This is a genomic window from Bacillus sp. SB49 (assembly GCF_000469135.2).
In the GTDB taxonomy this organism is placed as follows: domain Bacteria; phylum Bacillota; class Bacilli; order Bacillales; family Halobacillaceae; genus Halobacillus.
This window is the reverse complement of the sequence record NZ_CP048117.1, coordinates 1,412,020-1,435,037: the sequence shown is the minus strand read 5'-3', so window position 1 is coordinate 1,435,037 and position 23,018 is coordinate 1,412,020. Positions and strand designations below refer to the sequence as shown.

Genomic DNA, 23,018 nt, shown 5'->3' with positions numbered 1-23,018 from the left:
AACCCGCCTGTTCGTACTTTCAATCAGACGGGTCTGTGAGCATCCTGTTTAAATGGAAACAAAAGAACGGTTAACAGTAAAATGATATTGACGGAATACAAGGGGAGAATCCCGGGTATGAAGCGAAAGCATAACAGAAGCAGAACGAATCCGGCGATAAAAGAAATCAGGCGGCCTGGATATAGCAGCAAAAGATGAAGCGCGTTTTTCAAAGCTTCTACTGCCTTCATCCCATGGCTGAGCGGGTTGAAGGTTAAAATGGCCGTCATCAACACCCCGCCACCCAGGAATATCGTTCCGCTGAAGAAAAGGTAGAACCATATCCCTGTGAACTGAAGACTGGTATATACGTTAAGACCTAATAGAAGCATAAAAAGAAACGTACATAGGAATACAGCATTCGCAGAAAGAAACGATCGTTTATAATTCTTCCAATAAAACGTTACTACCCGAGGACGCCTGTCAGCCATCCATTCTTTCAGTAAAGCTACACTGGCGGAAGAAGCAGGAAAGATACCGAAAACTACGCCGCCCATCAGTGTGAAAGTGATCCACAATACATTTAAAATTGCAAGCCGCATTAACCAATCACAGACAAGGTAAATAAGGTTCCCCGTACCTTTCATCTTCATCCCCCTTTACATATCATGCTTCCAAATCGACCTCATTTCAGAAACCGATGATCCTTTCACTTCTACCGCCCCCCGGACAGCTTCCACCTTTAACTTAGCTTCGTGACCAACCGTCGGTAAATATAAATTCGTCATGCTTATTTCTCCCTCGCCAAGAAAGAGTTCGACCGAGGAATGGTCACAGACTAACTTGAGGTGGAAGGACGAAAGATCAGGATTCAAAGGCGCCTGACAAGTGCACACAAATTCCTCAGAGAAATCAAGGTCCGCTTCGTCTCTTTGCACGGAGATCACACTCTTCCCGCGATCCACGCGGATCCTGAGACCTGCATCCTGTTTTCCGAACAACCGGCCTTCGAAGACACCCCCTTCTTCTATTTCCACTTCCAGTTCCCATAGGAATGGAGATGCAGGCTGTGACATCGCGATGGATTGCTTCTCTTGAAGGAGGCAGGGATCCATCTCCATTCGCCTTTCTATCAACCTTGTAAGCTCTGCTGCCGGCTTCTGAATCAGGAGTTCCCGACCTTCTATCATCGTTAATGTCAGCTCTCTTGGAATCGTCATGGCACTTCTCCACGGATCTGTCGGTACGTCATTGGCATATTGCCAATTGCTCATCCACGCCAGGACCACCCTTCTCCCAGGAAGATCGGAAAAGGACTGTGCCGCATAAAAGTCTTTCCCATAATCAAGCCAGCGAACAGATTCCTTCGACTGATGTGGAACAAAATGTCTGCCATCAAATTCCCCGATAAAATACTGCGTCCCGGAGCCACCTGAAGGTGCGCCTGCATCAATCCCGATCGGCAGGACCCATTTCTTCTCCCCGGACTTTTCATTGGTTAGCGGAAACAGGTCAGGGCATTCCCACACGCCTTTTTGTTCCCCCCAGCCATCTCCAAATTCACTGGCATAGGTCCACTGCTTCAAATCAGGCGAGACGTAGAATTGAACTTTCCTCCCTGCAGCAATCACCATCACCCATTGTTCTGTATTCTCATGCCAGAACACCTTCGGATCACGAAAGTCCTTGATACCCGGGTTTGGAATCACCGGATTGCTGTCATATTTGATCCACGTCCGGCCCCGGTCTTTACTGTAAGCAATGCTTTGTCTTTGCAATTCTCCATCGGCGTGGGTGAAAACAGCTACAAGGCCCGGTTTCCCATCGAAAAAACCGCTCGTATCCTTGTGATCGACTACCGCACTACCTGAAAAAATCATGCCCAAATCATCCGGGTACAGAGCGACAGGAAGATGATCCCACTCCATAAGATCTTTACTGACAGCGTGCCCCCAATGCATCGGCCCCCACTTTGTACTGTTTGGATGATATTGATAAAAGAGATGGTACTCCCCTTCAAAGTAGACAAGGCCATTGGGATCATTCATCCACATTTGTTCAGGGGTGAAATGGATGTGTGGCCGATACCTCTCCTGATAATACCCATTCGTCGCTAACGGCTGGTTTTGAATCATATGTCATGGCACTCCTTCCAACGCTATTAAATTCTTTCCGATAGACAGCAATGTCTGCTGCCCGTCCTTGCATACAAACCTTTAATTCTTTGAACCAGTGTGTGTTAATCCTTGTACGTAGTATCTTTGCAGGAAAGCAAAGATCAACAGCATAGGAACCGTAGCGATCGTTAATGCAGCCATCACCTGCCCCCACTTGATAGGTGGTTCGTTCATGAAGTACTGCAGTCCAATTTGAATGGTACGCATACTCTCATCCGAAGCGACAACAAGCGGCCATAGGAAGTCATTCCAATGATTGATAAATAAGACAATCGCCACAGTCGCAAACACCGGCTTGGAAAGCGGAACGATGATCCGGAAGAAGATGCCGATTTGAGAACAGCCGTCAATCTTGGCGGCTTCCTCCAACTCTTTAGGAAAATCGAGAAAGAACTGCCGGAATAAAAAGATGGCAAAAGCATTCGCGATAAACGGAACGATCAAACCCGTGTAAGTATTGACCCAACCAAGGTCATACACTAAAACGTAGAGGGGGAGAAAGATACTCTCCGGCGGGATGATTAAGGTCGCGATAATGACTCCCAGCCAGAAGCCGGCCAGCGGAAAGCGAAACCGCGCCAACGCATAACCAGCCATGGAATTCACAATAAGTCCAAAGACAATGATACCGGTTGTATAAATCAAGCTGTTCATAATGTACTTCATAAGATCGACACGTTGAAAAGCTGCGATATAGTTGTGGAAGTACCCCCCTTCCACTTCATTTGGAGCCGGAGGCAGAAAGGCTTTCAGTGATTTCATATCCCTGAAAATTTGAAACTCATCTTTCAACGAGGAAACAAGCATCCATACTAAGGGAAAGAGAAAGATGAAGGTAAGTAATATCACAGAAACATATAACGCGACTCTTTGTATTCCTTTCTTTCTTTTCATAGCTTTTACCCCCTCTCTTCACGAATGAGCACCCGCTGAATAATGGTGATGGTAAGGACAATCAGTGTAAATACGACGGCCATGGCCGAGGCATAACCCACATCTCGATAGTTGAATCCCGTTTCATAAATGTGATAGACCAGAGACTTGGTAGACCCAAGCGGACCTCCCTGTGTCATGATCATCGGCTGAACGAGTAATTTAAAGGCAGCAATGCTGATCGTAATAAAGATAAACAAGGCAATATTCTTCAACCCGGGCAGCGTCACATGTAAAAACTTCTGCCAATTGCTTGCTCCGTCAATATCTGCCGCTTCGTATAAATGGTTAGGGATGTTTTGAAGACCTGCCAGAAAGATCATCATCTGGAACCCGGCCCCTTGCCAGACAGACATGGCAATGATGGAATTCATAGCCTGATCAGGGCTTGTCAGAAACGGTTGTGGGGAAATCCCTATGAGTCCGAGCAGCTGGTTGATCAATCCTTCGTTCGGATTGTACATAAACGTCCAAAGAATGGAGACCACAACCAAAGACATTACGACAGGGGAGAAAAAGGCTGTCCGGAAAAACACGCGGAATTTTAATTTCTTATTAATGAGCAAAGCAAGCCCCAGCGCCACTGCCAGTTGAACTGGAACGACGATGACAGAGAAATAAACGGTATTCCAGAAGGCTTGTCGGAATTGAGCATCCTGCCATATATAAGTAAAATTCTCGAACCCGATGAATGAAATATCATCCGGCTTTAAAATATAGAAATCTGTAAAGCTGTAGTAAAAAGCAGCTCCCATCGGGTACAAAAGGAATACACCCAGAAGAATCAAAGCAGGGGCCAGAAAGAAATACCCTGTCATCGCTTCTTGGAATGCCTGCGATTTTCTTTTTTTCTTCCTATTTGGCGGCACTCTTTTGATTGTTGATTCAGATGGATCCTTATAATGATGATCAGGCAATTGTTTCGCAGAAGAACTGTTCCCTTTCATATTTGTTCACCCTCTCCTTCAAACCTGTAAACGCCGGGTCTTTATTAATTGGAAGGAGCCTGCAGCAAGGCACAGGCCCCGATCAACAGTTGGACTATTTTTCAAAACGTTTCAATTCACGCTCGACACGCTGAACCTGTTGTTCCACTACACTCTCTACATCTTCGCCCAAAGCAGCAGCGTGGAAAGATTGAGCAAATGCATCTGTCAATACAGGATAAGCAGGCGTTGCCGGGCGGGCGTGAGCCGTTTCCATGACTTGTTCTTTCATAACGCTCCATGGAAGCTCATTGAATTTCTCCATGTTTTCGAACGCAGACTTCTGTGCCGGCGGCATGCCTGTAGCTTTCGAGATTTTGATTGTTGCTTCTTCATTCGTCATCCACTTCATAAGCTCGACAGCAGCTTCAGGATTCTCTGTATTATTCGTGACAGCATAAGCCATGCTTCCGGAAGGAGAAACCTTCTCATCTTTGTATGGATACGGCATCATTCCCCAGTTCAAGCCAGCTTCTTCAGCCGAAACAGCAATCCATGGACCTCCTAAAGCCAGGGCTGCATTTCCTTCTTCAAACTGCATCTCACCAGGACTATCGGTAACAACGCCTTCCGCAAATAGTTCTTTCACATACTGGAAAGCTTCCATCGTTTCCGGACTGTTTAAATACCCATCCACTGTTGTACCATCCTCGGAAATCAATGCGCCTCCATTAGACCATGCAAGCGGTGCGCCCATAAACGTCAGCCATTCACCAACACCGTAATTCATAAACAAGTTCAGCCCATAACGATCCTCGGTCGTGAGCTTCTTGGAATTCTCCATCAATTCATCCCACGTCCAGGCTTCTTCTATAGAATCAGCCGGCTCAATCCCCGCTTCATCCAACAAATCTTTGTTGTAATAAAGCATGACGGAAGCTTCCATTGCTCCTAAGGAATATAATTCATCGTTGTACGTGCCTTGCTGGATAATCGAATCTACATATTGGCCTTTCGTTTCTTCGTCGATATATTTATCAATCGGCTGAATCACTCCAGCATCAGCAAAGCTTGAGACGTAAGGACCGTCAACTGCCATGACATCCGGAAGGTTTCCTGCCACTAGAGCGGCATTGATGCTGTCACTGTAGGCACTGGCTCCGTCATCAATGATGACTTCTGCGTTGACATGGATGTCGTCATGCTCTTTGTTGAATGCATCAATTAACTCAATGTAGGCGTTTGTTTCGTCTTCACCGGTTTGGTGAATCCAGAAATCGAGCATGACCTCTTCTTCCCCAGTAGCTTCCACACTTGTATCAACAGAACCAGTCTCCACGGTGTCACTTGTTATATTCTCACCAGAGCCGCCACCATCTGCATCCGAATTCGCATCACTTTCACCCGAACACGCCGAGAGCATAAACACCAATAAGATCCCTGCCAGCAAATACGATAATTTTTTCACCATCCATACCTCCCATTTCATAATGAATACAAACAACTGCTACATCACGAAAACGTTTACGTAATCGTTTACTTTATGGGTAAAAAGAGAAGGTTCGCTTTAAAAGGAACCTCTCTGTATCAACTCTGAATCGAGCATGACTTCTGTATATTTCTCTTGTGAACCATTTATTCTCTTAAGCAGCTGCTCTACGGCTACTTTTCCAATCTCAAACGCCGGCTGCCTCACGACAGATAAAGGTGGGGAAGTGATCTTCATCCAATCATAATCGTCATACCCTATGATGCCGATTTCTTCAGGAATGTTAACCTGATGTTCATTAAGGTAAGAAACCGCTCCCATTGTCATGACATTATTCGCAACAAACAAAGCAGATACTTCGGCCTCATGAAGTTCTTTGGCTAATTGATAGCCTTGTTCAAACGTGGCAGGCCCCTCTTTAATAAACTCCTCCCTTATAGGTGCCCCTCTCTCTTTCAAGGCTTTTCTATATCCTTTCAAGCGTTCATCACTAGTGGTAATTCCAAGGGTTCCTGTGATGAAGCCGATCCGTTCATATCCTTTGTCCAGGAGAGCACGGACTGCTTCATAGGATCCGCGGAGGTTATCGACAAGGACCATGTCCCCTTCGATACCGCTCGGATGACGGTCAATATAAACGACGGGATAGTCACCTTTTAGTTCCTTCTTATATGCAGAATCTTTTCCATTCACAGGGGCAATGACCAACCCGTCGATCAACTGCGTATTAAACACGCGGATTTGATCTTTTTCCGTTCCTTCATCCTCATTGGAATTACTAAGTATTAAGTTATAGCCGTTATCTTTCAACACCTTTTCAATTCCATTTGCAATGCTCATGAAAAAGAAATTCGACGTATCTTCTGCAACCAGCGGAACCAAAAGTCCGATGGTACTGGATTTACGGCTGCGAAGACTTCTTGCGATTCGATTAGGCTGATAATTCAAATCCTTCATCGCAAGGTGTACTTTCTGCTTTGTCTCATCTGCCACAAATCTTGTCTCATTGATCACATGAGATACGGTTGCTGTAGAGACTTGGGCTTTTTTTGCAACATCTTTAATGGAAACCATGGTTAATCCTCATTTCTAAACCCATTTAATCGTTTACGTAATCGATTACTTTAAGTAGACTATACTCTTTGCAAACGCTTTCGTCAATGTGTTTTTTTACATTTTCTTCTTTTTTTGTTTTAGGTAGTACTGGGACTGAGGTACGTCTACAAGTTCTCATCACAGCCTTTCCAAACATAAAAAAGTGTACTCCCATTCAATGAGCACACTTAACATGATCTATTAACTTTTTGATTAGGTTCCTATGAAAGACGAGTTACTATGCAATCTGAATATTACACCATAGATTCTGATCGAGTTAATGTTTCCCTTGAATTTTCTATACTCTAGGTAAAATAGTCACGGGCATTGCATTAAATAAGGTCGTACCTACGCTTTTTTTTCAACTCCCCTGCTATGAAGGAAGCTTTGAACTTCTTCCCTTTTATTTTTCGGTTTTAACTGATGTATTATGAGTTGGTTATTAAGAAAAATAAAGATGCTTTCTCCATATTCTGTATAGAAGTCTACATCATCCCAACGATTTTCTCTTTCATTTCTGACATTTCCAGAAACTTTGCTCACTTTTATAACTGTATCCGTTAATATTGCTTTTCTTTTACCAAGAAAACTCTCTTTTTGCTGTAGAAGAACCTTTTTGTTACGCCTGGTAACGATTCTTAAAACGAACTTGGGTGATAAGATGATGGCTATTACTAAAAGGACAGGCTGACCCTATATCCAGTCCATCAACAGCATAAATTTGGCGGGAATTGTTAGTCGTATGTCGCCTTTTGCTAGTTACAAAACAACACCCGATTGATAAGATGATACGTATCCTACCAACAAGGTAGATATAAACAAAGGCAGGCTGTAGACAGCCGAAGGAGGTGTAGGAAATGACGTCTGATACCCGTATTAAATTTCCGGCTGGATTTTGGACGGGAGTACAACAGCTGGGGGTTTCCCCTCATGAAATAGCCCGAAAAGCGGGACTTCCACTCACCATAATTCATGAACCGATGGTCACCTCCTCCCAGTATCTATCCATCTGGCAGGCGTACTCTGATCTCATAGGGGACACGTCTGAAGCAATCATCAGGCTGTCGACCGGCTTCGAAACCGTTCATTTTCCGCCGACTGTTTTAGCTGCTTATCACGCTCGTGACTATCGCGACGCTCTAACTCGAATGGTTCGTTATAAGCGGCTGTGTCCTCCTGAGGGTTTACTGATCACAGAAGATGGTGATGAGTGCTCTATCGAACTGGGATGGATGTCTAAAGATGAGCCTGGTCCGGCGGTGTTAGCAGGTATTACGCTTGCCTTTCTTCTGGAGTTAGGACGGCGGGGTACTGGTCGTCCATTGACTGCGAAATCCGTGGAACTTTCGTGCTTGCCGGGCGACGTTCAGCCGCTTGAAGCTTACTTCGGATGCCGTGTCCAAACCGGTGGAAACAGGAATACATTGATCCTCCACCGAAAGGACCTTGACCTCCCTTTCGCCTCGTATAACGCAGAGCTGCTTGAAGTCTTGGCTCCTGTTTTGGATCAATCGGCTGCGGAGCACCAATCCGGTAATTCCGTTACAGAAATGGTCAAGTGGTTTTTGAAACGCAGCCTGCCGGGAGGACGTGCTGGTATCGAAACAGCCGCCGCGGAGCTCGGGATGAGCAACCGTACCCTGCAGCGCCGGCTTCATGAGGAGAGGACGAGCTTCAAACATTTGTTGACACAAGTTCGGAAGGAGCTGGCACGTGAGTACTTAGCAGATCCTTCGCTCGATATTCGTGAAGTTGCCTTTCTGATTGGTTATGAAGATCAAAACTCGTTCTATCGGGCTTTTCGACTTTGGGAAGGGGATACTCCTTCCCGTTGGCGCACGGAACGTTTAGGTGAAACACCGTAAGCTCAGTTTTATTAATGAATGAAAGGAAGATGTATAGGATGGAGATGGGACTAACCAACAAAACCGCTTTAGTGACCGGTTCTACAAAAGGGATAGGGAAAGCCATTGCTATGGAGCTGGCAAAAGAAGGTGTTCATGTTCTTATTAACGGCCGAAAGGAGGAAGAGGTAGAAGGCGTGGTAAAGGAAATACAAGCAGCTTTCCCTGCAACCTCTCCTCAAAATGCGGCAGCCGATATTGCAGATGTGGAACAACGGGAGCATTTATTCGAAAAGTATCCCGATATTGATCTTTTAGTAAACAACATGGGGATTTATGAAATCATGCAGTATGAGGACGTTACCGATGAAATATGGGAAAAATATTTCCATACCAATGTTCTTGCTGCAAATGGTTTATCTAAATTTTATTTACCTAAAATGCGGAACAAGGAGTTTGGTCGAATTATCTTTATTGCCAGTGAAGAAGCCGTTATGCCTTCCGGACAAATGCCACAATACTGTATGACAAAATCCATGCTGTTATCTTTGTCGAAAAGCTTATCTAAATTGACACGAGGAGAAGATGTTACCGTCAATACGATCATGCCAGGCCCGACCCTCTCTGAGAATGTGCAGCAGATTATTGAGGGAATGTACGATAATAAAGACATGACGTTCTTAGAGAAAGAAAAGGCATTTATGGCCGCAAACCTCCCTCAATCGGAGATACAAAGATTCATCAGACCCTCCGAGGTAGGTAGGCTGACAACATTCGTCTGCAGTCCTTATGCATCGGCATTTAAAGGATCCCCGATCCGTATGGATGGCGGCCTGGTACCGACTATCTTTTAACGCTCAACCGGCACTCTACATCCCGTCAATGAAAAAGCACCATACCAGAATGGGATTTGTCATTCCAGTCGATAAAAAATCTTCCTCACCCTTCGACCATCTTCAAATAGAGTAGCTTTCTGCCATCCACCACGGCCATGCAGACCGGCGTATTCGTTTCGTAAATCTTTGTTCCCACAGGAAGTCGGTTGGCCGTTCCGTTGCGGAAAAGGACCGCTTTATCCGTCTGCCTCGATATTTCCCCGATTTGTCCGCCTGCTGTGTATGCCAACTCCTCGACCCATTCAATACCTTCCGCATTTGAGTACACATATCCGTCCAGAAGAAAAATATCGGCTCCCTCCTCCTTTAGAAAATCTTCAGGAGTTGGGTTCCCGATTGCTTCAGACTCTCCACTGCATCCGGGAAAAAGGGCTGTATCTTACAAATTGGAAAATAAAGGTATATAATTTGTGACAGCAATTTTCTATCTGCCAAATGAGTTGAAATTCAGATTTTTTGTTATAAAATGGTTAAGAAGTTATAATTTGCAAAAAAGAAAGGTGGATTCCCAGTGAAGAATAAAGATACACTCTTTGGAATTTATATGTTACTGTTCAGCATCGTCCCGATTGCCGGATTCTCGTCCTTGTTGTTTTTAAACGGATCGCAGTCGATCATCGTCATTTGGACTTTCTTGATTGTCGCGATCCTATTGACCGCCGTGTCATTCAAGAAACAAAAAGTGTTGGCTTCTATTTCTCTGGTCGTCTTGTTGGCCACCGCAAGCCTTATGACATTCGCAGCAATGATGGCTGGTATAACACCAGAATAATCAACAAAGTAATACCGCTCGTTATCGGGTAGAAATACAAAAAAACCACTCTTAATGACAAGAGTGGGTTTTTCTGTGCGGTTCTTTTGTTAGCAATTATCAACAACGATTGGATATTTCAATAGATAAAGAGGATGACACACGTCGATAGTAAAAATGTTTCTTAAAAAAATTGCACTCCCGCCTCTATATTCAGCACGCAGATGGTCGTTCCGTTACGCTATTACTTATGGTGCTTACATATTACGAAAACAGGAAATGTCAGCTGACACCTTTTCCGTGAATCGAATGCTTTTCACTTTTTTCTGTTTCGTATGTATAAAACGGAACCATGCGAGAAAAAGGAACAGCAGCATACGTAACAAACCTGCGACCTTCTTCATGACAAGCCTCTCAAAAAGATGTTATGTCGTCGGATGTTCCTCTCCTGCCCTTAGATACTCTTTATACGTTTCGATCTTATGATCCAGCATTTCCTCGGTCGCCCTCAGTGTCCGCAGCTGTTCCTGGATGGCCCGGCGGTGTTCTTCCAGCAGCTCCAGGCGTTTCGAGGAGGTATGCTCCCCTTCTACATAAAGCTCGGCATATTCTTTAATATGCTGGATCGGCATCTGCGTCTCCCGCAGCTTCTTAACAAAGCGGAGCCAGCCGATCTGTTCATCTGTAAATGTCCGGTACCCCTGTTCATCTCTTTCACTCGTTATGATACCTTCCCGTTCATAGTACCGAAGCGTGTGCGGTTTCAGCTCCAGCATCTCCGCCGTTTCCCTAATTGTAAACATATCTTTTCCTCCAATCGGTTAATGAAAGTGTTTATGCTTGCGTTGAAGTGCACTTCAAGCCTTATGCTAGGAGCATAACATAAAATCATTGGAGGTATTCACATGAAATACACGGTTATTACAGGAGCAAGTTCAGGAATCGGCTATGAAACAGCCCTCGCCTTCGCGGCCCGCGGCAAAAACGTCATCGTTGTGGCAAGACGGGAGCAGCAGCTGAAAGAATTGAAGCAGGAGATCAACGGACTGGATAAGAACGTGGAGGTCGTCATCAAAACAGCGGACCTTTCCAAAAGCGACCAGGTGTATGACCTGTATGAAAGCCTGAAGGAATATGAATTGGAGACATGGGTCAACAACGCCGGTTTCGGCAACTTCGATCCCGTGTCCGGGCATGACCTGACGAAGATTGAAACGATGCTGCGATTAAACAACGAAGCATTGACGATTCTTTCATCTCTGTTTGCACGTGATTATGCAGAAAAAGAAGGCACACAGCTGATCAACATCTCGTCCGGTGGCGGATATACGATCGTAGCCAACGCCGTGACCTACTGTGCCACCAAATTCTTCGTCAGTGCCTTTACAGAAGGACTGGCCCAGGAGCTGAAAGGCCGGGGTGCGAAAATGCGGGCGAAAGTACTGGCTCCGGCCGCGACCGAATCCGAATTTGCCAAGCAGGCAATGGATGTCGATCAGTTCAACTATGACGAGGCTTTGCCTAAGTACCATACATCCAAAGAAATGGCCCACTTCCTGCTGGACCTTTACGACAGTGACAAAGTAGTCGGCATCGTAGACGGAAACACCTATGAGTTCCATCTGAAAGATCCGATTTTTCCTTACGTCGACCGCAATTCCAATAATTGAATAGAAGGGGCTGACGAGAAATCCAGAAAAGCATCCCATTTTCCGCAGCCCGACCGCACCGAACAAGGTGTAAAAAAAAAGCTGCCGATTATCCATCGGCAGCCTTTTCGTTTATGTCCATCCTTACTGAATCGAAGCAAGCTTTTCCAGAAGATGCTGATAATTGGCGGAATCGTCCTCTGTATCCTCGATATACCAAACATCCTCCCTGTTCTCTTCCCCGCCGGTCCACTCATAAATAGTGGCGAAGTAATCAGCCTTCGCAGCATCCGGAGTCGCTTCATAATCCATTCCCTCCGTTACAAAAGGAAGATGGCGCTTTTCCGATTTCACGAAAACTACCGGCACCGATGATTCTTTGAACATGGAAACATATTTATCCTGTGAAGCTTCCGCAAACTGATCGGGCATCACAAATAACGCATCGTATTGGTCGGAAAGCGAACCGTCCTCCGTCCATTCCTTCAAGGAATAAGAGGAGAAATCCACCGTCTCATCGGAAAAATCAGGGAGCTTCCCGATGACGGCTGCTTTCCATGGTTCCGTTCCCTCGGCTTCCGAGCAGGCAGCAAGCAGGAACAAGACCAGGACAGAAAAGAATAGGCTCTTTTTCAACATCCTTACGCCCCCTTTCTCCAAATAGAAAAATATTACAATCAGTGTATCATGAAAGGAACGGCTGCAGAAGAGGTTTACTACATTTGGATATTATGGTTAGATGAAGAAAGGAGATGGACGAAAGGAGCATGGATCGGTATGGGCGATATCCTTTAATGGTACGGGATGAAAAAGAGAGTTCCTTTAATCAAAAGGGACGTTTATTTCGTATGCCATTACAGGATCGCTGGCTTCTGCTATTACCGCATCGGTGTTCTTCTATTAAGGATACGTGCGTAAACCTAACATCTCCGATAGCCGTCTGCTCAGCGTTTCCATAAAGGGAGATGCTTTTTATGACACGACTCATTCATAACATTGCCATTATAACAGGGGCCAGCCGGGAATCCGGAATTGGCACCGCCATATGCAGGACGCTTGCTGAGGTAGGAGCCGATATCTTCTTCACCCACTGGTCCGCGTACGACCGTACGATGGATTACTCGGAAGAAAAAGATGCCGCTTGGCCGGACATCCTGATGGAAGAAATCCGCAGCCTTGGCGTAAGGTGTGCATCGATGGAGCTCGATCTGTCCCGACCGGATGCGGCGGCAGAATTATTGGATACCGTGAGCGGGACACTCGGCTCCCCTTCCATCCTCGTCAATAACGCCACCCATTCCGTTGATGTCGATTTCCGGTCCATGCAGGCGGACATCCTTGATGCTCATTACGGAGTGAATGTGAGAGGCACATGCCTGTTGACGGTGGAATTCGCACGCCGGATCGAGGGGAAGCACAGCGGCCGGGTCATCAATATGGTTTCCGGTCAGGACAAATCACCGGAGCCGGGGAACTTGGCGTACGTAGCGACAAAGGGCGCCGTATCTGCGTTTACGAAATCCGTTGCGCTGGAGCTTGCTACCCACCACATTACGGTCAATGCTGTCGATCCCGGTCCGACGGACACCGGCTGGATGAGCGGGACGCTGAAAGATACGCTGCGGACGAAGTTTCCGATGGGACGGATCGGCGAACCTGCGGACGCAGCCAGGCTGATCGCCTTCCTCGCCAGTGACGAAGCCGCCTGGATCACCGGACAAATCATCCATTCCGACGGAGGATTTTCGTCATAATCCTATCAAATACTTTCTATTACAACCGGCTGCGTAAAGCGTACGGAGAACTTCTGTAACAAGGGGAGTGTTAGAATAATATGGCGAAGGGCGGAGGAAAATGGGTGACTCCTACGGGATTAGCGGAACAGGTGAGACCCCGGAAGAGCATCGCGATGAGGAGGCTCACCGGCCGCCCCGTGGAAAGCATCCCATTTTCCGGAGCCCGCTCACTACACCATTATTTCACAACATAAAAAGGAAGGGGAACCGATACGTTCCCCTTCCTTTTTCCCTGCTTACATCCATTCCTTCCCGTGCTTGCAGAGGAAGGCGATGTCTTTCTGATAATGTTCCAGATGTCCTTCCTCTATCATCTTCTGAAAGGCAGCGTCTCCTTCGGCCGCTTTTCTCGTCATTAAGGCTGTAAGACCTTCTAAACGAAGCTCGACCATCTCCAAGTATCCTTCTTCTTCCATTCCGTAGCCTGCAAAAAACAATTTCACCCTTCGTTTGATCCGCTCGGCATCTTCCGGAAAACGATAGGGGACGGCATTACCGTCTGCATCATCGTGCTTGCGGCTCAATGGGACGCACGTGTATAACGTGTAGGCGATATCCCACATCCGCGGCCCCGGGGCTGCGACATCAAAATCAATGACTCCTGCGGGATGCTCGTTATGGAAAATGATATTGTACATGGCGAAATCATTGTGACAGATGACTTCCCTCGGCGCAGGCGTCCGATCGAGCGACGGCCACTCCTCCGGGATAGGAAAGTCACAGACGGCATCATGATACCTGCGCAGCATCCCTGCGATCTCTGTGAGCACTTCATCGGATCCCATGTATCCTTTCAAAGGGTAATGACCGGCTTCCCCTTCGATGTAGGATAGAACTTCCCGGCCCTGATCGTCCACCCCGAGGAACCTCGGGGCATATGGATACTTCTTCTTTTCCAAATGCAGCAGCAGCTTGTGGATGCGTCCGCTTTCCGGTTTCCACTCCCGCCGGACGGTGTTTCCTGCCCGGTACACGTTTGATACGTTTCCTCCGGCGAGTCTTTCTTCTCCATGATCAGCCAACTGACATGCCCCTTCCCTGTTCAAAACCGCCCTCACTCACCACGGCGGATCGTATCATTCAATTGCCGGCGGTGCTTATCTCTCCAAGATTGTTCATCCTTCACCAGGTCATCACAGAAGGCCGCTACGTCCTCTCCCGTAAGGTCCGTGACTTTCTTCCCTTCTGCCGCCCCCATTTCGAAAAGATCAAGGATGCCGCTGAAGATGCGGTGCGTGCTTTCCCAATCCGTCGGTGCGCCGGTCGTCCACATATACTTCTGAATCGCCTTATAAGCCGTATGGTATTCCTCCGGCAGTGACTTGGCTCGCGCTTCCATTGCTCTCCATTCCCGTTTGTCCTGCATACTCCCGATCATTTTCTCAAAAATACTCATTGCTGTTCTCCCCTTTCCCTTTTCAGTTCGTTGATTTTTGACGAGAGGAATCCCCACTTCTCCCAAAACAGTTCCAGCTGCTCTTCTCCGGCCCGGTTCAAGGTGTAGAACTTCCGCGGCGGCCCCATATTGGAAGGCTTCTTCTCGATCTCCACCAGCTTGTTCTTCTCCAGCCTCATCGTAATCGTATAGACGGTCCCTTCCACAACGTCGGTGAAGCCGAGCTTGCGTAGCTGCTGGGTGATTTCATAGCCGTACGTTTCTCCGCGACTGATGATTTCAAGCACACATCCTTCCAGGACCCCTTTCATCATTTCTCTGAAATTACTCATGTGTACCTCCTTTCCAGTACTATGTGATACCGATATTAAGTATTACTTACTACCACTATATAGTATAACGGAATAGCTGGTCAAGCTATTCCGTATAAGCAGCAGGCAGATCACCCTTTATAGAATGTCAGATCCACGCCTCCACACACTGCACCGTTCGAGTCTGCGTGTCCATCCGCACCTTTTTCCCGATGGCGAGGGGATGCATCGGGTGGGTATGACTCGTGTCGAACTCACCGATAACCGGAATGTCCCGGCCGTCGAGCTGTTCCATCAGCAGATCGATCGGTTCTTTTCCCGTGCCGAGATCGTCGTACCGTTCGTGTTTCCCTAAGAGAATGCCGCAAACACGATCGAAGATGCCGTGCAGCTTCAGCATCGCGAAGTTCTTTTCCACTGTGGATGCATCCTTCATGCAATCTTCTATCAAGAGGATGTCCCCCTCTTTCACAGGAGGGAAATATTCCGTTCCGATGAATCCGTACATGGCATTGACATTGCCCCCGATCAGGCGTCCTTCGGCGGTTCCCTCGTTCCTCGTAATCCAGGCATTATCAAACAGCTTCTTCTTTCCTGTCTGATGCAGCCAATTTACTGGATCGTCCGACCAATAGGGAGGCATTGGAACCTCATAGGGAAGCTTCATGTCTTTCAGGAAATAGTTTTCGAAATATCGATACGTGTCTTCGACAAGCGGTTCGAACTCGCCGAAAGATGGAATGAGCGCGGGGCCGTAGTAGGTTGTCATCCCCGTCTTATGATAGAGAGCGAGCAGGACCGCCGTCGCATCGGAATAGCCGACGACGAGCTTCGGGTGGGTGCGGAATGCTTCGTAATCGATGTAGGGAAGCATGCTGTTGGAATTAGTCCCGCCGATGGATGCCATCACCATCTTTATGTCCGGGTCCCTTAACAACTCATTCAGCTCCTCCGCCCGTGCCTTCGGCGAACCGGAACGGTAACCTTCCGTTTTTCCTGTCAAACGTCCTTCTACGATGGTGAATCCTTTCCCTTCAAGAAACGCTTTCGCCCGTTCGAACCGGACTTTGGCTGTAACCGTCGCCGGAGAGGATGGTGTGAAGATACCGATTTTATCTCCTATATGTAAGCCAGGCATGTGGTTTCCCCTCTCTATAATTCTTGGAAAATAGCATGAAACAGTTAATGATTTACAAATCAGCATACCACAGCCTGAAGAAAGAACAAGCATGATCAAAAAAAGGCCGGTTTCTATCGACCGGCCTTCCTCTTCAATAAAACGGATGAATTCTGGAGATCAGAATGGTTTCCTAATCGTTTAACAATAATTACGACTCTTTTCGAATAAACAATACAGAAAAGTTAACCGGCAGATCCCGATAATTTTTCCCCAGAATCGTCTCCTCATACGGACGGTAAATGAACCCAGTCTTGTCCACATTAATTAAATCGACACCATAGCCGAGAATGTCTCCATTGGCTCCGCTCTCGCAGCAGGTACAGGAACAGCAGCAGCTTTCCTGCGGTGGGATCAAGTCTTCAAACACTTCTATCTGCACTCCGCCCTCTAGAAGCAATTCCACATTTAACTCCGGGCGGAAACGCATCCTGTAGTATCCATTCACGCTCGGGTTTTTAACAATGGTAAAGGCGTACTCGTCACTAGTACCAAGTGTTGTACCGTCAAGAATCCGGCCTTGAGCATCCACCAATCCAGTAATAATATCAGAAACGTTCCCCACCGGTGCCCCGACTCCAACATTAATCGGTTCAGGAATAACCGTCACTTCCGGCGGCTGATTTTCCGCGTCGACAATGGTGAAAGCCCTTTTGAACGTAACGGTATAGATACCCGTGCACGCCTCATGCGAAACGGAAAAGTTCTCTCCACCAGTGACCACCGTGCCGTCGCTTCGAACTGTTCCAGAAATCATCCGCGGACCAAACGGGTTAAAGTCGATCCCAAATGCACTAAGGGATACGGCTCGTTCAACCTGCTGTCCCCCCTGGCTGATGACATACGTAAAACCGTTGGTATTGAATCCGATAATATTCACATTCACCAAGCCGCCTCCAACACAAACGTCTTTACAGGAACATCGGCAGGATCTCTTGTCGTCATGTCCGTTACAGGAACGGCAGCACTTGTCCCTGCTGCACGGGGGTGGACAGTTATTACCGCAGCCCTGGCAGCAGGATTTTCCATAGCCGTTCACATGATTATTTGAATCATTCATTTTTCATACTCCTCATTATAGTAACCTGATTGTCTTACATAACATCCAGGTTTGATATAATGTATGGCTGCAAAAGATTCCTGTATAGATGAATGTGATAGATTCACATAAAACGGTTAGAAAGAACCATCCGAATGGGAAAAACGAAATGGATATGCATTCTTCCTTTTCCAATCCAGCGCTTTTCTTTCCAACTCTTTTACAAAGTCGTCCTTCCCGGCACTGTATCCGGCGATATCCTTCGGAAACTCAAGGGCAAGGGACGCTTTCAACGCGCCATAGGCGGCCGCCGCTTCCTCGTGCGCCCGCAGGTAATCACGGACGGCAAGGTGCCGGTCAATTTCGTGGTGGTTATCCTTTTGGAATACGTGGATTTGGTGGGTCCGGTTCTCGCCGCCTTTCCTGAAATAACGCCGCCCCGGAATCCCCATCTCGCCGAGCGGCTCATACCCCAATGCCAGCAACGATTCATTGTAGTCATCCACTTTTTCTATCTGCTCCACCACCGGCATGATGTCGATGACAGGCTTCGCTTTCAGTCCGGGAACGGCCGTACTGCCGATATGATGAATGGCAGCAAGTTCTCCCTTCCAAACGGCTCGCAGCTTTTCGGCCTCCTCTTCAAACAAAACCGGCCAGCTTTCCTCGTAGTCTTTGACCATAACGTTCATCGCACGATTAACCATTTCATCTCTCCTCTTTTTACTGAAACTGCTGTCTTTAGAAAATCTTTATGGTACTTCAAGAATAGCTTTATAACACTTAACAAATAATGGTATTTTATATAGAGGGCTTGTTTATAAAATAAGGTTTAAGAATGAAAGTGAAATTTAGTGAAGAATGGAGAGTGTACTCCAAAATAGAAAGAGCTCGAATTTTTCAATTTCCAAGCAAGACAGAAAACAAATTGTTATCCGTTCATACTCTCTGGACGGAATAGTAACTAAGGGGGGGTGTGTGAAGGTGTTGTTATTAAGAAGAAAGCTATTATCTGCATTGATTACCACGGTTATTGCATCCATCATTGTCACTTTAGTTACTCCACCCCATATGCTTTTAGGGGAGCAGCAATCTCCTGGATTCGTGAGTAGCTTTAGCATTGTAGCTGGATATATATCTATTGGCGTATTTTTGTATGGGCTACCTATTTCAATAGTATCTGATTTAATTACAAAAAAATGGGGAGCAGCACGTTTCTTTTTTTCTTATGCCTTTCATATTTTTGCGGGAATATTACCGCTTTTTATATTATGGACTTTTACATTTTACTCTCTTGTGATAGCAGTTTTTTATTTCGTCATTGATGAGCTGTTGAGGAGTCGTTCAGGTAAAAAGCAACCGATGAAAGGTCGTTAAATGGTATACCACTGTATACCTCCTATCTTTACCCCCTTTCCCCTCCTCTTTACCTGTTTTCCTTTTCCTTCCGTTTCCGCTTATGCTCTATAACCGCCCAGTACAAATTGACGATAAACGCAGCGGCCGTCGCCCCCACAAAGGACACGCTCTCTCGTAAACCCGCAAGCATCAACGCAAACGCAGCAAGTAGGAGGACGATGAATGTCCACTGCAAAAGACGCGCTTTTCGGTTCAACCTCTTCATAAACTAAACGACCCCCGATTCGATCACCAATTGAGGCGGAGAAGTGGACAAGGTCGCGTTCACACCCAGCGGAATGCCGCAATTCGGAGAGCAGTGGCCGAACGGGAAGTTCCCGACGACTGGAAACGGCGAGGAAGCGAAGAAGTCTTCCAGCACTTGACTCACCCGTGCTTCCTCCTCCTGTTCCACTTGGAAATTTCCTAAAATGACTCCTTCCACCTGGTCAAAGACTCCTGCCTGCTTCAGGTGGGTAAGCATCAAATCAATGCGGAAGGCGGGCTCTGCGACTTCCTCGATCAAAAGAATCGCTCCGGACGTTTCCACTTGATAAGGTGTGCCCATCCCATTGGTGAGAAGCGTGAGATTCCCGCCGATGATACGGCCCGTCCCTGTCCCTGGAGCCAGCTTGAACAGCTGCGAGTTCCTGGAATCAAAGGTCACGCTTTCCCCCGTGAACAAAGGGGAAAAGGAAGTAAGGGTTCCGCTCGTTCTCTGTGCCTCATTCAAGTCGGACGCCACCATCGGTCCATGGAAGGTAACGAGACCGCTTCCTTTACGAATGGCTTCCAGCAAATAAGTAAGGTCACTATACCCCCAGAAAATCTTAGGGTTGTGCTCCATCAATTGGTAATCGAGCATCGGCGCGAGTTTCGCCGACCCGTATCCGCCATTCGCACAAAACACCGCTCGGATGGAAGGGTCGCGGAACGCTGCATGGACATCATCCACCCGATTTTGGATAAGATGCGCTCCCGCTTCCTCCCCATCGAACACGTGACGGCCGATGAATACATTAAGCCCCATCTCCTCCAATGCGGCTATGCCTTGATTAAGCAGCACTCGATCCGGAGGACCGGCCGGTGCAATAACCGCAACCTTGTCCCCTTTTCGTAAAGCATTCGGTTTTATCATCGTGCCCGCTTCCTTCTTCATTAACATTCCTCCCGGGATTTCCTTATCCTTCAATAAGCAGGGTTTCCTTTCCTTCTATTCATCAAAAGGCTTACGATGATGGAAAGAACCGTATACACCATCACCCAGATGAAAAAGCTCGAATTGAAAACGGTGAACGTAAGAATGGTAAACACGACAAATACAGCTGTCGGCATGACCGCCCATTTGTGGAAAACGGCATGGCCGATTACCGAAGCAGCGAGTACCATTAACGGACACAAAAGAAAAACGATGGTAAACTCGGACATGATGCGCCCCCCTTTCTTCTTAAATTGTCCCCTTATCCTTGAAACGTATAGGGTGCAGATGCTTGAAGCAGCCGCTCCACACCATTCGCATGATAAGGCATCCATCCGTCTGCCGTTTCATAATCGACCCACTTTATTTCTTCGATTTCATCTTTATGTACGACTCGGATCGATCCTTCCACAACCTTCGCCTTGAAAGTAAGGAACAAGGCATGATGGGCTTCTTTCTCAAAAAACGCTTCATTCACAGCTACGATCGTTTCGACTTCTATCGTTACATTTGTTTCTTCCTTACACTCGCGAATAGCGGCCTGCGCAAAGGTTTCTCCCTTTTCTACAGCTCCGCCGGGAAGGGACCAGTCCCTGCCTCTATTTTTCACCATCAATACTTTTTGTTCGACCTCGTCAAAAACCAAGGCGTATGCAACGTCTACACGTTTCACTAACCATGCCCCCCCTTTATCTTCTTCGAGCCATACAAAGAAAAGCCTGGACGTGATGCATCCCCGTCCGGGCTTATTTTTTCTATGTACAGCTATGCCTGCTTTTTCTTATGTATCCATACTTCCAGCACGGACAAAGCAACGACCCCGATTACAAATAAAACCGGGTGGTCCCACACCAACAGAAGGGAGAGGTAGCACATCAATAACATTCTTCTGATCCACTGTTTTTGAAAGAAGCGCAAACGCAACCCCCACAATTTTTTCATAAAGAACCGCTGATTAACAACCTCATTTTTCCATTTTACCATGAGTTGATCTGCTCTCCAATAGGCAATGGAGAGGGTGTATTCATCCAATCACTGTTTATCCTCGTGATTATAAAAAAAGTCTGTAAAGTCATACTAACTTCCATGTTTGTATGATCAATAATCCGGGTTCGAATCATAGTCACCTGCTAACATGCCGTAAACTTCCGTATCTCTGAACTCACCTTTGATCCACTCATTCTTCCTCAATGTTCCTTCATGCTGCATCCCCAATTTTTTCATGACCTTCTGAGAGCCGAAATTATCCGTATCGGATCTGCCTTCGATTCTATTCAGCTCCAGATCCTTGAAACCGTAGTGGACGAGTTCCTGCAGCGCTTCTGTTGCTACGCCTTTTCCCCAATAATTCTCGGAAAGAAAATACCCCAGTTCCACACACTTGTGTTTGTTGCTCCAATCAATGAATGCCGCCACGCCGATCACCCGGCCGCTTTCCTTCCATTCTATCGCCCATTCACCGGAACCCCCTTTTTCATAGCCGGTGATGACCATACGCAGAAACTCGTTTGTATCTTCTTTCGTACGGTTCGCTTCCCATGTCATCGGCCCTGCTACGTTAGGGTTGGAGCAGAAGGCGAACACATCCTCGACGTCTGAATAGGCTAACTTTCTCAGCTTTATTCGTTCTGTTTCAAACTCCGGCATTCTTTTTAAATGCTTCTCTATGTCCATACGTATCCTCTCCCCTTTTCCCTCTTTATCGAACGGTATTCTTTTCACAGAAAATACTTCTCCACTGCGTTTGTTTATCTAGATTACCACTTCAAGGTTCAACTGGAAAGCTTTTCAAATATCCTTCCTATCCTCCTCCCTGCTTCCTTTGATATGATAAAACAAACAAAACAAAGAGGTGCGTATGGAAACGGTACATTGGTTATGGAAGAGGGTCCGTCAGAAGCTCATGGATCGTCCCTATGGAAGGAATGAGGTTCTGGCGGAACGATATCAGATTAAGAAAGTGCTGCAGAATGGGAGCTACGGCATCATTTATCTTTGTAAAGATTTGAACGCCGGGGATACATGTGTAGTCAAGCAGATGCGTAAAAGCAAGGGGAAGGAGAATAAAGAGAATTACGAGGAAGAGACGTCGATTCTCCAGCGGCTGAAGCACCCCGGGATTCCTGCATTGATCGAAACCTTCTCCTTTGATGGAGAAGCGTTCTTTTCCATGGAATTTATCGAGGGGAAAAACGTCGAGGACACGCTGTTTGCATCCAATCAGAAATACTCGGAGAAGGAATGTTTGGAGCTTGTGCAAAAGCTGATGGGAATCGTTTGTTATATCCATCAAAACGACGTCTTTCACGGAGACATCCGAATTCCGAACGTCCTCCTTCATGAAGGAGAAGTGCATCTGATCGACTTCGGCCTGGCGCACACGTTGGACACCAAGGACCACGTGCAGCGTGAACGGCTGGCCCGGGATGATTTCTTTGATGTCGGTGATTTCCTGTTGTTTCTCCTCTACTCGTCTTACGAAGGCGACACCAAAAGGAACCGGCCGTGGACGGAAGAACTCACCCTTCACCCGCTCACCACCAAGCTGTTGAAGCGACTGCTTGAGATGGGTCCTCCGTATAACAATGGGGAAGAGATACTGGGAGCGCTTGAGCAGGTACTCGCCCGGATCTCTTCCCGCCATTAAAAAAGACTCCGTACCCTACGGAGTCTTCTGCATGTCGATCAGCTGCTGGAATAATGTCGTTTCTTTTTATAACGGTGCGAACCATAAAGCGGATTCCGCCCACGTCGGCTGCTGCTGCTTCCATAATACTTACGCCGCTTCCCACTGCTTGAGCCGTGACGATAAGACCTTCTGCGGCCGCTGCTGCTTCCCCGCTTACTAAACTCTTTCGAAATGCCTTTCATGATCTTTTTAAACATTTAAGCACACTCCTTTTCGAGGAGAGATGTCCTATATTTCAAGGCAGACACATCCTCTTATTATGAGCATAAAGCGGG

At 46.9% G+C, this 23,018-nt stretch carries 30 protein-coding genes and 1 pseudogene; 7 read left to right on the top strand and 24 right to left on the bottom strand.

Annotation, left to right across the window (positions count from 1 at the left end):
• Window positions 1-23: 23 nt before the first annotated feature.
• The 7 genes and pseudogenes from M662_RS07560 to M662_RS07535 form a co-directional block, all read right to left on the bottom strand.
• The gene (locus tag M662_RS07560) at window positions 24-626 is read right to left on the bottom strand and encodes a YesL family protein (protein ID WP_026578557.1); all 603 of its coding nucleotides are present in this window, start codon (window positions 624-626) and stop codon (window positions 24-26) included.
• A 12-nt stretch (window positions 627-638) separates the two neighbouring features.
• The gene (locus tag M662_RS19750; protein WP_442858832.1) at window positions 639-1,055 is read right to left on the bottom strand and encodes a GH32 C-terminal domain-containing protein; all 417 of its coding nucleotides are present in this window, start codon (window positions 1,053-1,055) and stop codon (window positions 639-641) included.
• Between the two features lie 66 nt (window positions 1,056-1,121).
• A pseudogene (locus M662_RS07555) lies at window positions 1,122-2,093 on the bottom strand (glycoside hydrolase family 32 protein); the annotation flags it as partial.
• Between the two features lie 102 nt (window positions 2,094-2,195).
• Entirely contained in the window at window positions 2,196-3,050 is an 855-nt protein-coding gene (locus M662_RS07550; RefSeq protein WP_026578556.1) for a carbohydrate ABC transporter permease, read from the bottom strand.
• A gap of 5 nt (window positions 3,051-3,055) precedes the next feature.
• Window positions 3,056-4,036: a carbohydrate ABC transporter permease gene (locus M662_RS07545; RefSeq protein WP_081694933.1), complete on the bottom strand. Its 981-nt coding sequence runs from the start codon at window positions 4,034-4,036 to the stop codon at window positions 3,056-3,058.
• Between the two features lie 94 nt (window positions 4,037-4,130).
• Entirely contained in the window at window positions 4,131-5,486 is a 1,356-nt protein-coding gene (locus M662_RS07540; protein WP_026578554.1) for an ABC transporter substrate-binding protein, read from the bottom strand.
• A gap of 96 nt (window positions 5,487-5,582) precedes the next feature.
• Window positions 5,583-6,578 (bottom strand): LacI family DNA-binding transcriptional regulator, encoded by a 996-nt coding sequence (locus tag M662_RS07535; protein WP_026578553.1) that lies wholly within the window; start codon window positions 6,576-6,578, stop codon window positions 5,583-5,585.
• A gap of 878 nt (window positions 6,579-7,456) precedes the next feature.
• On the opposite strand from M662_RS07535, the gene M662_RS07530 reads away from it, so the two are divergent.
• Entirely contained in the window at window positions 7,457-8,464 is a 1,008-nt protein-coding gene (locus M662_RS07530; RefSeq protein ID WP_008640285.1) for an AraC family transcriptional regulator, read from the top strand.
• A 38-nt stretch (window positions 8,465-8,502) separates the two neighbouring features.
• Complete coding sequence (locus M662_RS07525) at window positions 8,503-9,297, top strand: SDR family NAD(P)-dependent oxidoreductase (protein WP_008640283.1); 795 nt, start codon at window positions 8,503-8,505, stop codon at window positions 9,295-9,297.
• An 85-nt stretch (window positions 9,298-9,382) separates the two neighbouring features.
• Here the strand turns inward: M662_RS07525 and M662_RS07520 are convergent, their stop codons facing one another.
• The gene (locus M662_RS07520; protein WP_236096546.1) at window positions 9,383-9,607 is read right to left on the bottom strand and encodes a hypothetical protein; all 225 of its coding nucleotides are present in this window, start codon (window positions 9,605-9,607) and stop codon (window positions 9,383-9,385) included.
• Window positions 9,608-9,850: 243 nt separating this feature from the next.
• On the opposite strand from M662_RS07520, the gene M662_RS07515 reads away from it, so the two are divergent.
• Window positions 9,851-10,111, top strand: coding sequence for a hypothetical protein (locus M662_RS07515; RefSeq protein WP_026578552.1), 261 nt, complete (start codon window positions 9,851-9,853; stop codon window positions 10,109-10,111).
• Between the two features lie 404 nt (window positions 10,112-10,515).
• Here M662_RS07515 and M662_RS07510 read toward each other — a convergent pair whose 3' ends face one another.
• On the bottom strand, window positions 10,516-10,893 hold the full coding sequence (locus tag M662_RS07510) for a MerR family transcriptional regulator (RefSeq protein ID WP_008640278.1): 378 nt from the start codon (window positions 10,891-10,893) through the stop codon (window positions 10,516-10,518).
• Between the two features lie 102 nt (window positions 10,894-10,995).
• Here M662_RS07510 and M662_RS07505 point away from each other — a divergent pair, with 102 nt between their 5' ends.
• A complete protein-coding gene (locus M662_RS07505) occupies window positions 10,996-11,760 on the top strand; it encodes an SDR family NAD(P)-dependent oxidoreductase (protein WP_008640277.1) in 765 nt (254 codons plus the stop codon).
• Window positions 11,761-11,883: 123 nt separating this feature from the next.
• Here M662_RS07505 and M662_RS07500 read toward each other — a convergent pair whose 3' ends face one another.
• Window positions 11,884-12,378, bottom strand: a complete 495-nt coding sequence (locus M662_RS07500) for a hypothetical protein (RefSeq protein ID WP_051348968.1) — start codon at window positions 12,376-12,378, stop codon at window positions 11,884-11,886.
• 335 nt (window positions 12,379-12,713) lie between these two features.
• Here M662_RS07500 and M662_RS07495 point away from each other — a divergent pair, with 335 nt between their 5' ends.
• Window positions 12,714-13,493, top strand: coding sequence for an SDR family oxidoreductase (locus M662_RS07495; RefSeq protein ID WP_026578551.1), 780 nt, complete (start codon window positions 12,714-12,716; stop codon window positions 13,491-13,493).
• Between the two features lie 278 nt (window positions 13,494-13,771).
• Here M662_RS07495 and M662_RS07490 read toward each other — a convergent pair whose 3' ends face one another.
• The 7 genes from M662_RS07490 to M662_RS07460 form a co-directional block, all read right to left on the bottom strand.
• Window positions 13,772-14,557: a phosphotransferase gene (locus tag M662_RS07490; protein WP_026578550.1), complete on the bottom strand. Its 786-nt coding sequence runs from the start codon at window positions 14,555-14,557 to the stop codon at window positions 13,772-13,774.
• Between the two features lie 32 nt (window positions 14,558-14,589).
• Window positions 14,590-14,931: a DUF1048 domain-containing protein gene (locus M662_RS07485; protein ID WP_008640273.1), complete on the bottom strand. Its 342-nt coding sequence runs from the start codon at window positions 14,929-14,931 to the stop codon at window positions 14,590-14,592.
• Window positions 14,928-15,263 (bottom strand): PadR family transcriptional regulator, encoded by a 336-nt coding sequence (locus tag M662_RS07480; protein ID WP_026578549.1) that lies wholly within the window; start codon window positions 15,261-15,263, stop codon window positions 14,928-14,930. Before M662_RS07480 ends, M662_RS07485 begins: the two co-directional genes overlap by 4 nt.
• A 127-nt stretch (window positions 15,264-15,390) precedes the next feature.
• Window positions 15,391-16,380: a S66 family peptidase gene (locus M662_RS07475; protein WP_026578548.1), complete on the bottom strand. Its 990-nt coding sequence runs from the start codon at window positions 16,378-16,380 to the stop codon at window positions 15,391-15,393.
• 190 nt (window positions 16,381-16,570) lie between these two features.
• On the bottom strand, window positions 16,571-17,305 hold the full coding sequence (locus tag M662_RS07470; RefSeq protein ID WP_026578547.1) for a hypothetical protein: 735 nt from the start codon (window positions 17,303-17,305) through the stop codon (window positions 16,571-16,573).
• The gene (locus tag M662_RS07465) at window positions 17,302-17,448 is read right to left on the bottom strand and encodes a hypothetical protein (RefSeq protein WP_162129284.1); all 147 of its coding nucleotides are present in this window, start codon (window positions 17,446-17,448) and stop codon (window positions 17,302-17,304) included. Before M662_RS07465 ends, M662_RS07470 begins: the two co-directional genes overlap by 4 nt.
• A 147-nt stretch (window positions 17,449-17,595) precedes the next feature.
• Window positions 17,596-18,165 (bottom strand): GrpB family protein, encoded by a 570-nt coding sequence (locus M662_RS07460; protein WP_152522235.1) that lies wholly within the window; start codon window positions 18,163-18,165, stop codon window positions 17,596-17,598.
• Between the two features lie 271 nt (window positions 18,166-18,436).
• On the opposite strand from M662_RS07460, the gene M662_RS07455 reads away from it, so the two are divergent.
• Complete coding sequence (locus M662_RS07455; RefSeq protein ID WP_026578546.1) at window positions 18,437-18,835, top strand: hypothetical protein; 399 nt, start codon at window positions 18,437-18,439, stop codon at window positions 18,833-18,835.
• A gap of 49 nt (window positions 18,836-18,884) precedes the next feature.
• Here the strand turns inward: M662_RS07455 and M662_RS07450 are convergent, their stop codons facing one another.
• From M662_RS07450 to M662_RS07425, 6 genes are all read right to left on the bottom strand, one after another.
• A complete protein-coding gene (locus M662_RS07450; protein ID WP_026578545.1) occupies window positions 18,885-19,082 on the bottom strand; it encodes a hypothetical protein in 198 nt (65 codons plus the stop codon).
• Between the two features lie 3 nt (window positions 19,083-19,085).
• Window positions 19,086-20,015, bottom strand: coding sequence for a S66 peptidase family protein (locus M662_RS07445; RefSeq protein WP_236096545.1), 930 nt, complete (start codon window positions 20,013-20,015; stop codon window positions 19,086-19,088).
• A 29-nt stretch (window positions 20,016-20,044) separates the two neighbouring features.
• The gene (locus M662_RS07440; RefSeq protein ID WP_008640261.1) at window positions 20,045-20,284 is read right to left on the bottom strand and encodes a DUF2651 family protein; all 240 of its coding nucleotides are present in this window, start codon (window positions 20,282-20,284) and stop codon (window positions 20,045-20,047) included.
• A gap of 32 nt (window positions 20,285-20,316) precedes the next feature.
• Window positions 20,317-20,727 carry an NUDIX hydrolase gene (locus M662_RS07435; protein ID WP_008640259.1) on the bottom strand — a complete coding sequence of 137 codons (411 nt, stop codon included), beginning with the start codon at window positions 20,725-20,727 and terminating at the stop codon, window positions 20,317-20,319.
• 92 nt (window positions 20,728-20,819) lie between these two features.
• The gene (locus M662_RS07430; RefSeq protein ID WP_026578543.1) at window positions 20,820-21,086 is read right to left on the bottom strand and encodes a hypothetical protein; all 267 of its coding nucleotides are present in this window, start codon (window positions 21,084-21,086) and stop codon (window positions 20,820-20,822) included.
• A gap of 66 nt (window positions 21,087-21,152) precedes the next feature.
• Complete coding sequence (locus tag M662_RS07425) at window positions 21,153-21,728, bottom strand: GNAT family N-acetyltransferase (protein WP_035388479.1); 576 nt, start codon at window positions 21,726-21,728, stop codon at window positions 21,153-21,155.
• A 184-nt stretch (window positions 21,729-21,912) separates the two neighbouring features.
• On the opposite strand from M662_RS07425, the gene M662_RS07420 reads away from it, so the two are divergent.
• Window positions 21,913-22,701: a serine/threonine protein kinase gene (locus M662_RS07420; RefSeq protein ID WP_051348967.1), complete on the top strand. Its 789-nt coding sequence runs from the start codon at window positions 21,913-21,915 to the stop codon at window positions 22,699-22,701.
• Window positions 22,702-22,739: 38 nt separating this feature from the next.
• Here M662_RS07420 and M662_RS07415 read toward each other — a convergent pair whose 3' ends face one another.
• Window positions 22,740-22,940 (bottom strand): hypothetical protein, encoded by a 201-nt coding sequence (locus M662_RS07415; RefSeq protein WP_026578540.1) that lies wholly within the window; start codon window positions 22,938-22,940, stop codon window positions 22,740-22,742.
• Between the last annotated feature and the right edge of the window lie 78 nt (window positions 22,941-23,018).

Excerpts from the sequence above, each read along its gene's own strand:
- M662_RS07445 (WP_236096545.1), bottom strand. The coding sequence starts at position 20,015 with ATGAAGAAGGAAGCGGGCACGATGATAAAACCGAATGCTTTACGAAAA.
- M662_RS07560 (WP_026578557.1), bottom strand. The coding sequence starts at position 626 with ATGAAAGGTACGGGGAACCTTATTTACCTTGTCTGTGATTGGTTAATG.
- M662_RS07440 (WP_008640261.1), bottom strand. The coding sequence starts at position 20,284 with ATGTCCGAGTTTACCATCGTTTTTCTTTTGTGTCCGTTAATGGTACTC.
- M662_RS07525 (WP_008640283.1), top strand. The coding sequence starts at position 8,503 with ATGGAGATGGGACTAACCAACAAAACCGCTTTAGTGACCGGTTCTACA.
- M662_RS07500 (WP_051348968.1), bottom strand. The coding sequence starts at position 12,378 with ATGTTGAAAAAGAGCCTATTCTTTTCTGTCCTGGTCTTGTTCCTGCTT.
- M662_RS07510 (WP_008640278.1), bottom strand. The coding sequence starts at position 10,893 with ATGTTTACAATTAGGGAAACGGCGGAGATGCTGGAGCTGAAACCGCAC.
- M662_RS07460 (WP_152522235.1), bottom strand. The coding sequence starts at position 18,165 with ATGGTTAATCGTGCGATGAACGTTATGGTCAAAGACTACGAGGAAAGC.
- M662_RS07540 (WP_026578554.1), bottom strand. The coding sequence starts at position 5,486 with ATGGTGAAAAAATTATCGTATTTGCTGGCAGGGATCTTATTGGTGTTT.
- M662_RS07495 (WP_026578551.1), top strand. The coding sequence starts at position 12,714 with ATGACACGACTCATTCATAACATTGCCATTATAACAGGGGCCAGCCGG.
- M662_RS07465 (WP_162129284.1), bottom strand. The coding sequence starts at position 17,448 with ATGGAAAATCCTGCTGCCAGGGCTGCGGTAATAACTGTCCACCCCCGT.
- M662_RS07535 (WP_026578553.1), bottom strand. The coding sequence starts at position 6,578 with ATGGTTTCCATTAAAGATGTTGCAAAAAAAGCCCAAGTCTCTACAGCA.
- M662_RS07530 (WP_008640285.1), top strand. The coding sequence starts at position 7,457 with ATGACGTCTGATACCCGTATTAAATTTCCGGCTGGATTTTGGACGGGA.
- M662_RS19750 (WP_442858832.1), bottom strand. The coding sequence starts at position 1,055 with ATGTCACAGCCTGCATCTCCATTCCTATGGGAACTGGAAGTGGAAATA.
- M662_RS07485 (WP_008640273.1), bottom strand. The coding sequence starts at position 14,931 with ATGAGTATTTTTGAGAAAATGATCGGGAGTATGCAGGACAAACGGGAA.
- M662_RS07425 (WP_035388479.1), bottom strand. The coding sequence starts at position 21,728 with ATGGACATAGAGAAGCATTTAAAAAGAATGCCGGAGTTTGAAACAGAA.
- M662_RS07420 (WP_051348967.1), top strand. The coding sequence starts at position 21,913 with ATGGAAACGGTACATTGGTTATGGAAGAGGGTCCGTCAGAAGCTCATG.
- M662_RS07480 (WP_026578549.1), bottom strand. The coding sequence starts at position 15,263 with ATGAGTAATTTCAGAGAAATGATGAAAGGGGTCCTGGAAGGATGTGTG.
- M662_RS07550 (WP_026578556.1), bottom strand. The coding sequence starts at position 3,050 with ATGAAAAGAAAGAAAGGAATACAAAGAGTCGCGTTATATGTTTCTGTG.
- M662_RS07450 (WP_026578545.1), bottom strand. The coding sequence starts at position 19,082 with ATGAAGAGGTTGAACCGAAAAGCGCGTCTTTTGCAGTGGACATTCATC.
- M662_RS07505 (WP_008640277.1), top strand. The coding sequence starts at position 10,996 with ATGAAATACACGGTTATTACAGGAGCAAGTTCAGGAATCGGCTATGAA.
- M662_RS07415 (WP_026578540.1), bottom strand. The coding sequence starts at position 22,940 with ATGTTTAAAAAGATCATGAAAGGCATTTCGAAAGAGTTTAGTAAGCGG.
- M662_RS07475 (WP_026578548.1), bottom strand. The coding sequence starts at position 16,380 with ATGCCTGGCTTACATATAGGAGATAAAATCGGTATCTTCACACCATCC.
- M662_RS07545 (WP_081694933.1), bottom strand. The coding sequence starts at position 4,036 with ATGAAAGGGAACAGTTCTTCTGCGAAACAATTGCCTGATCATCATTAT.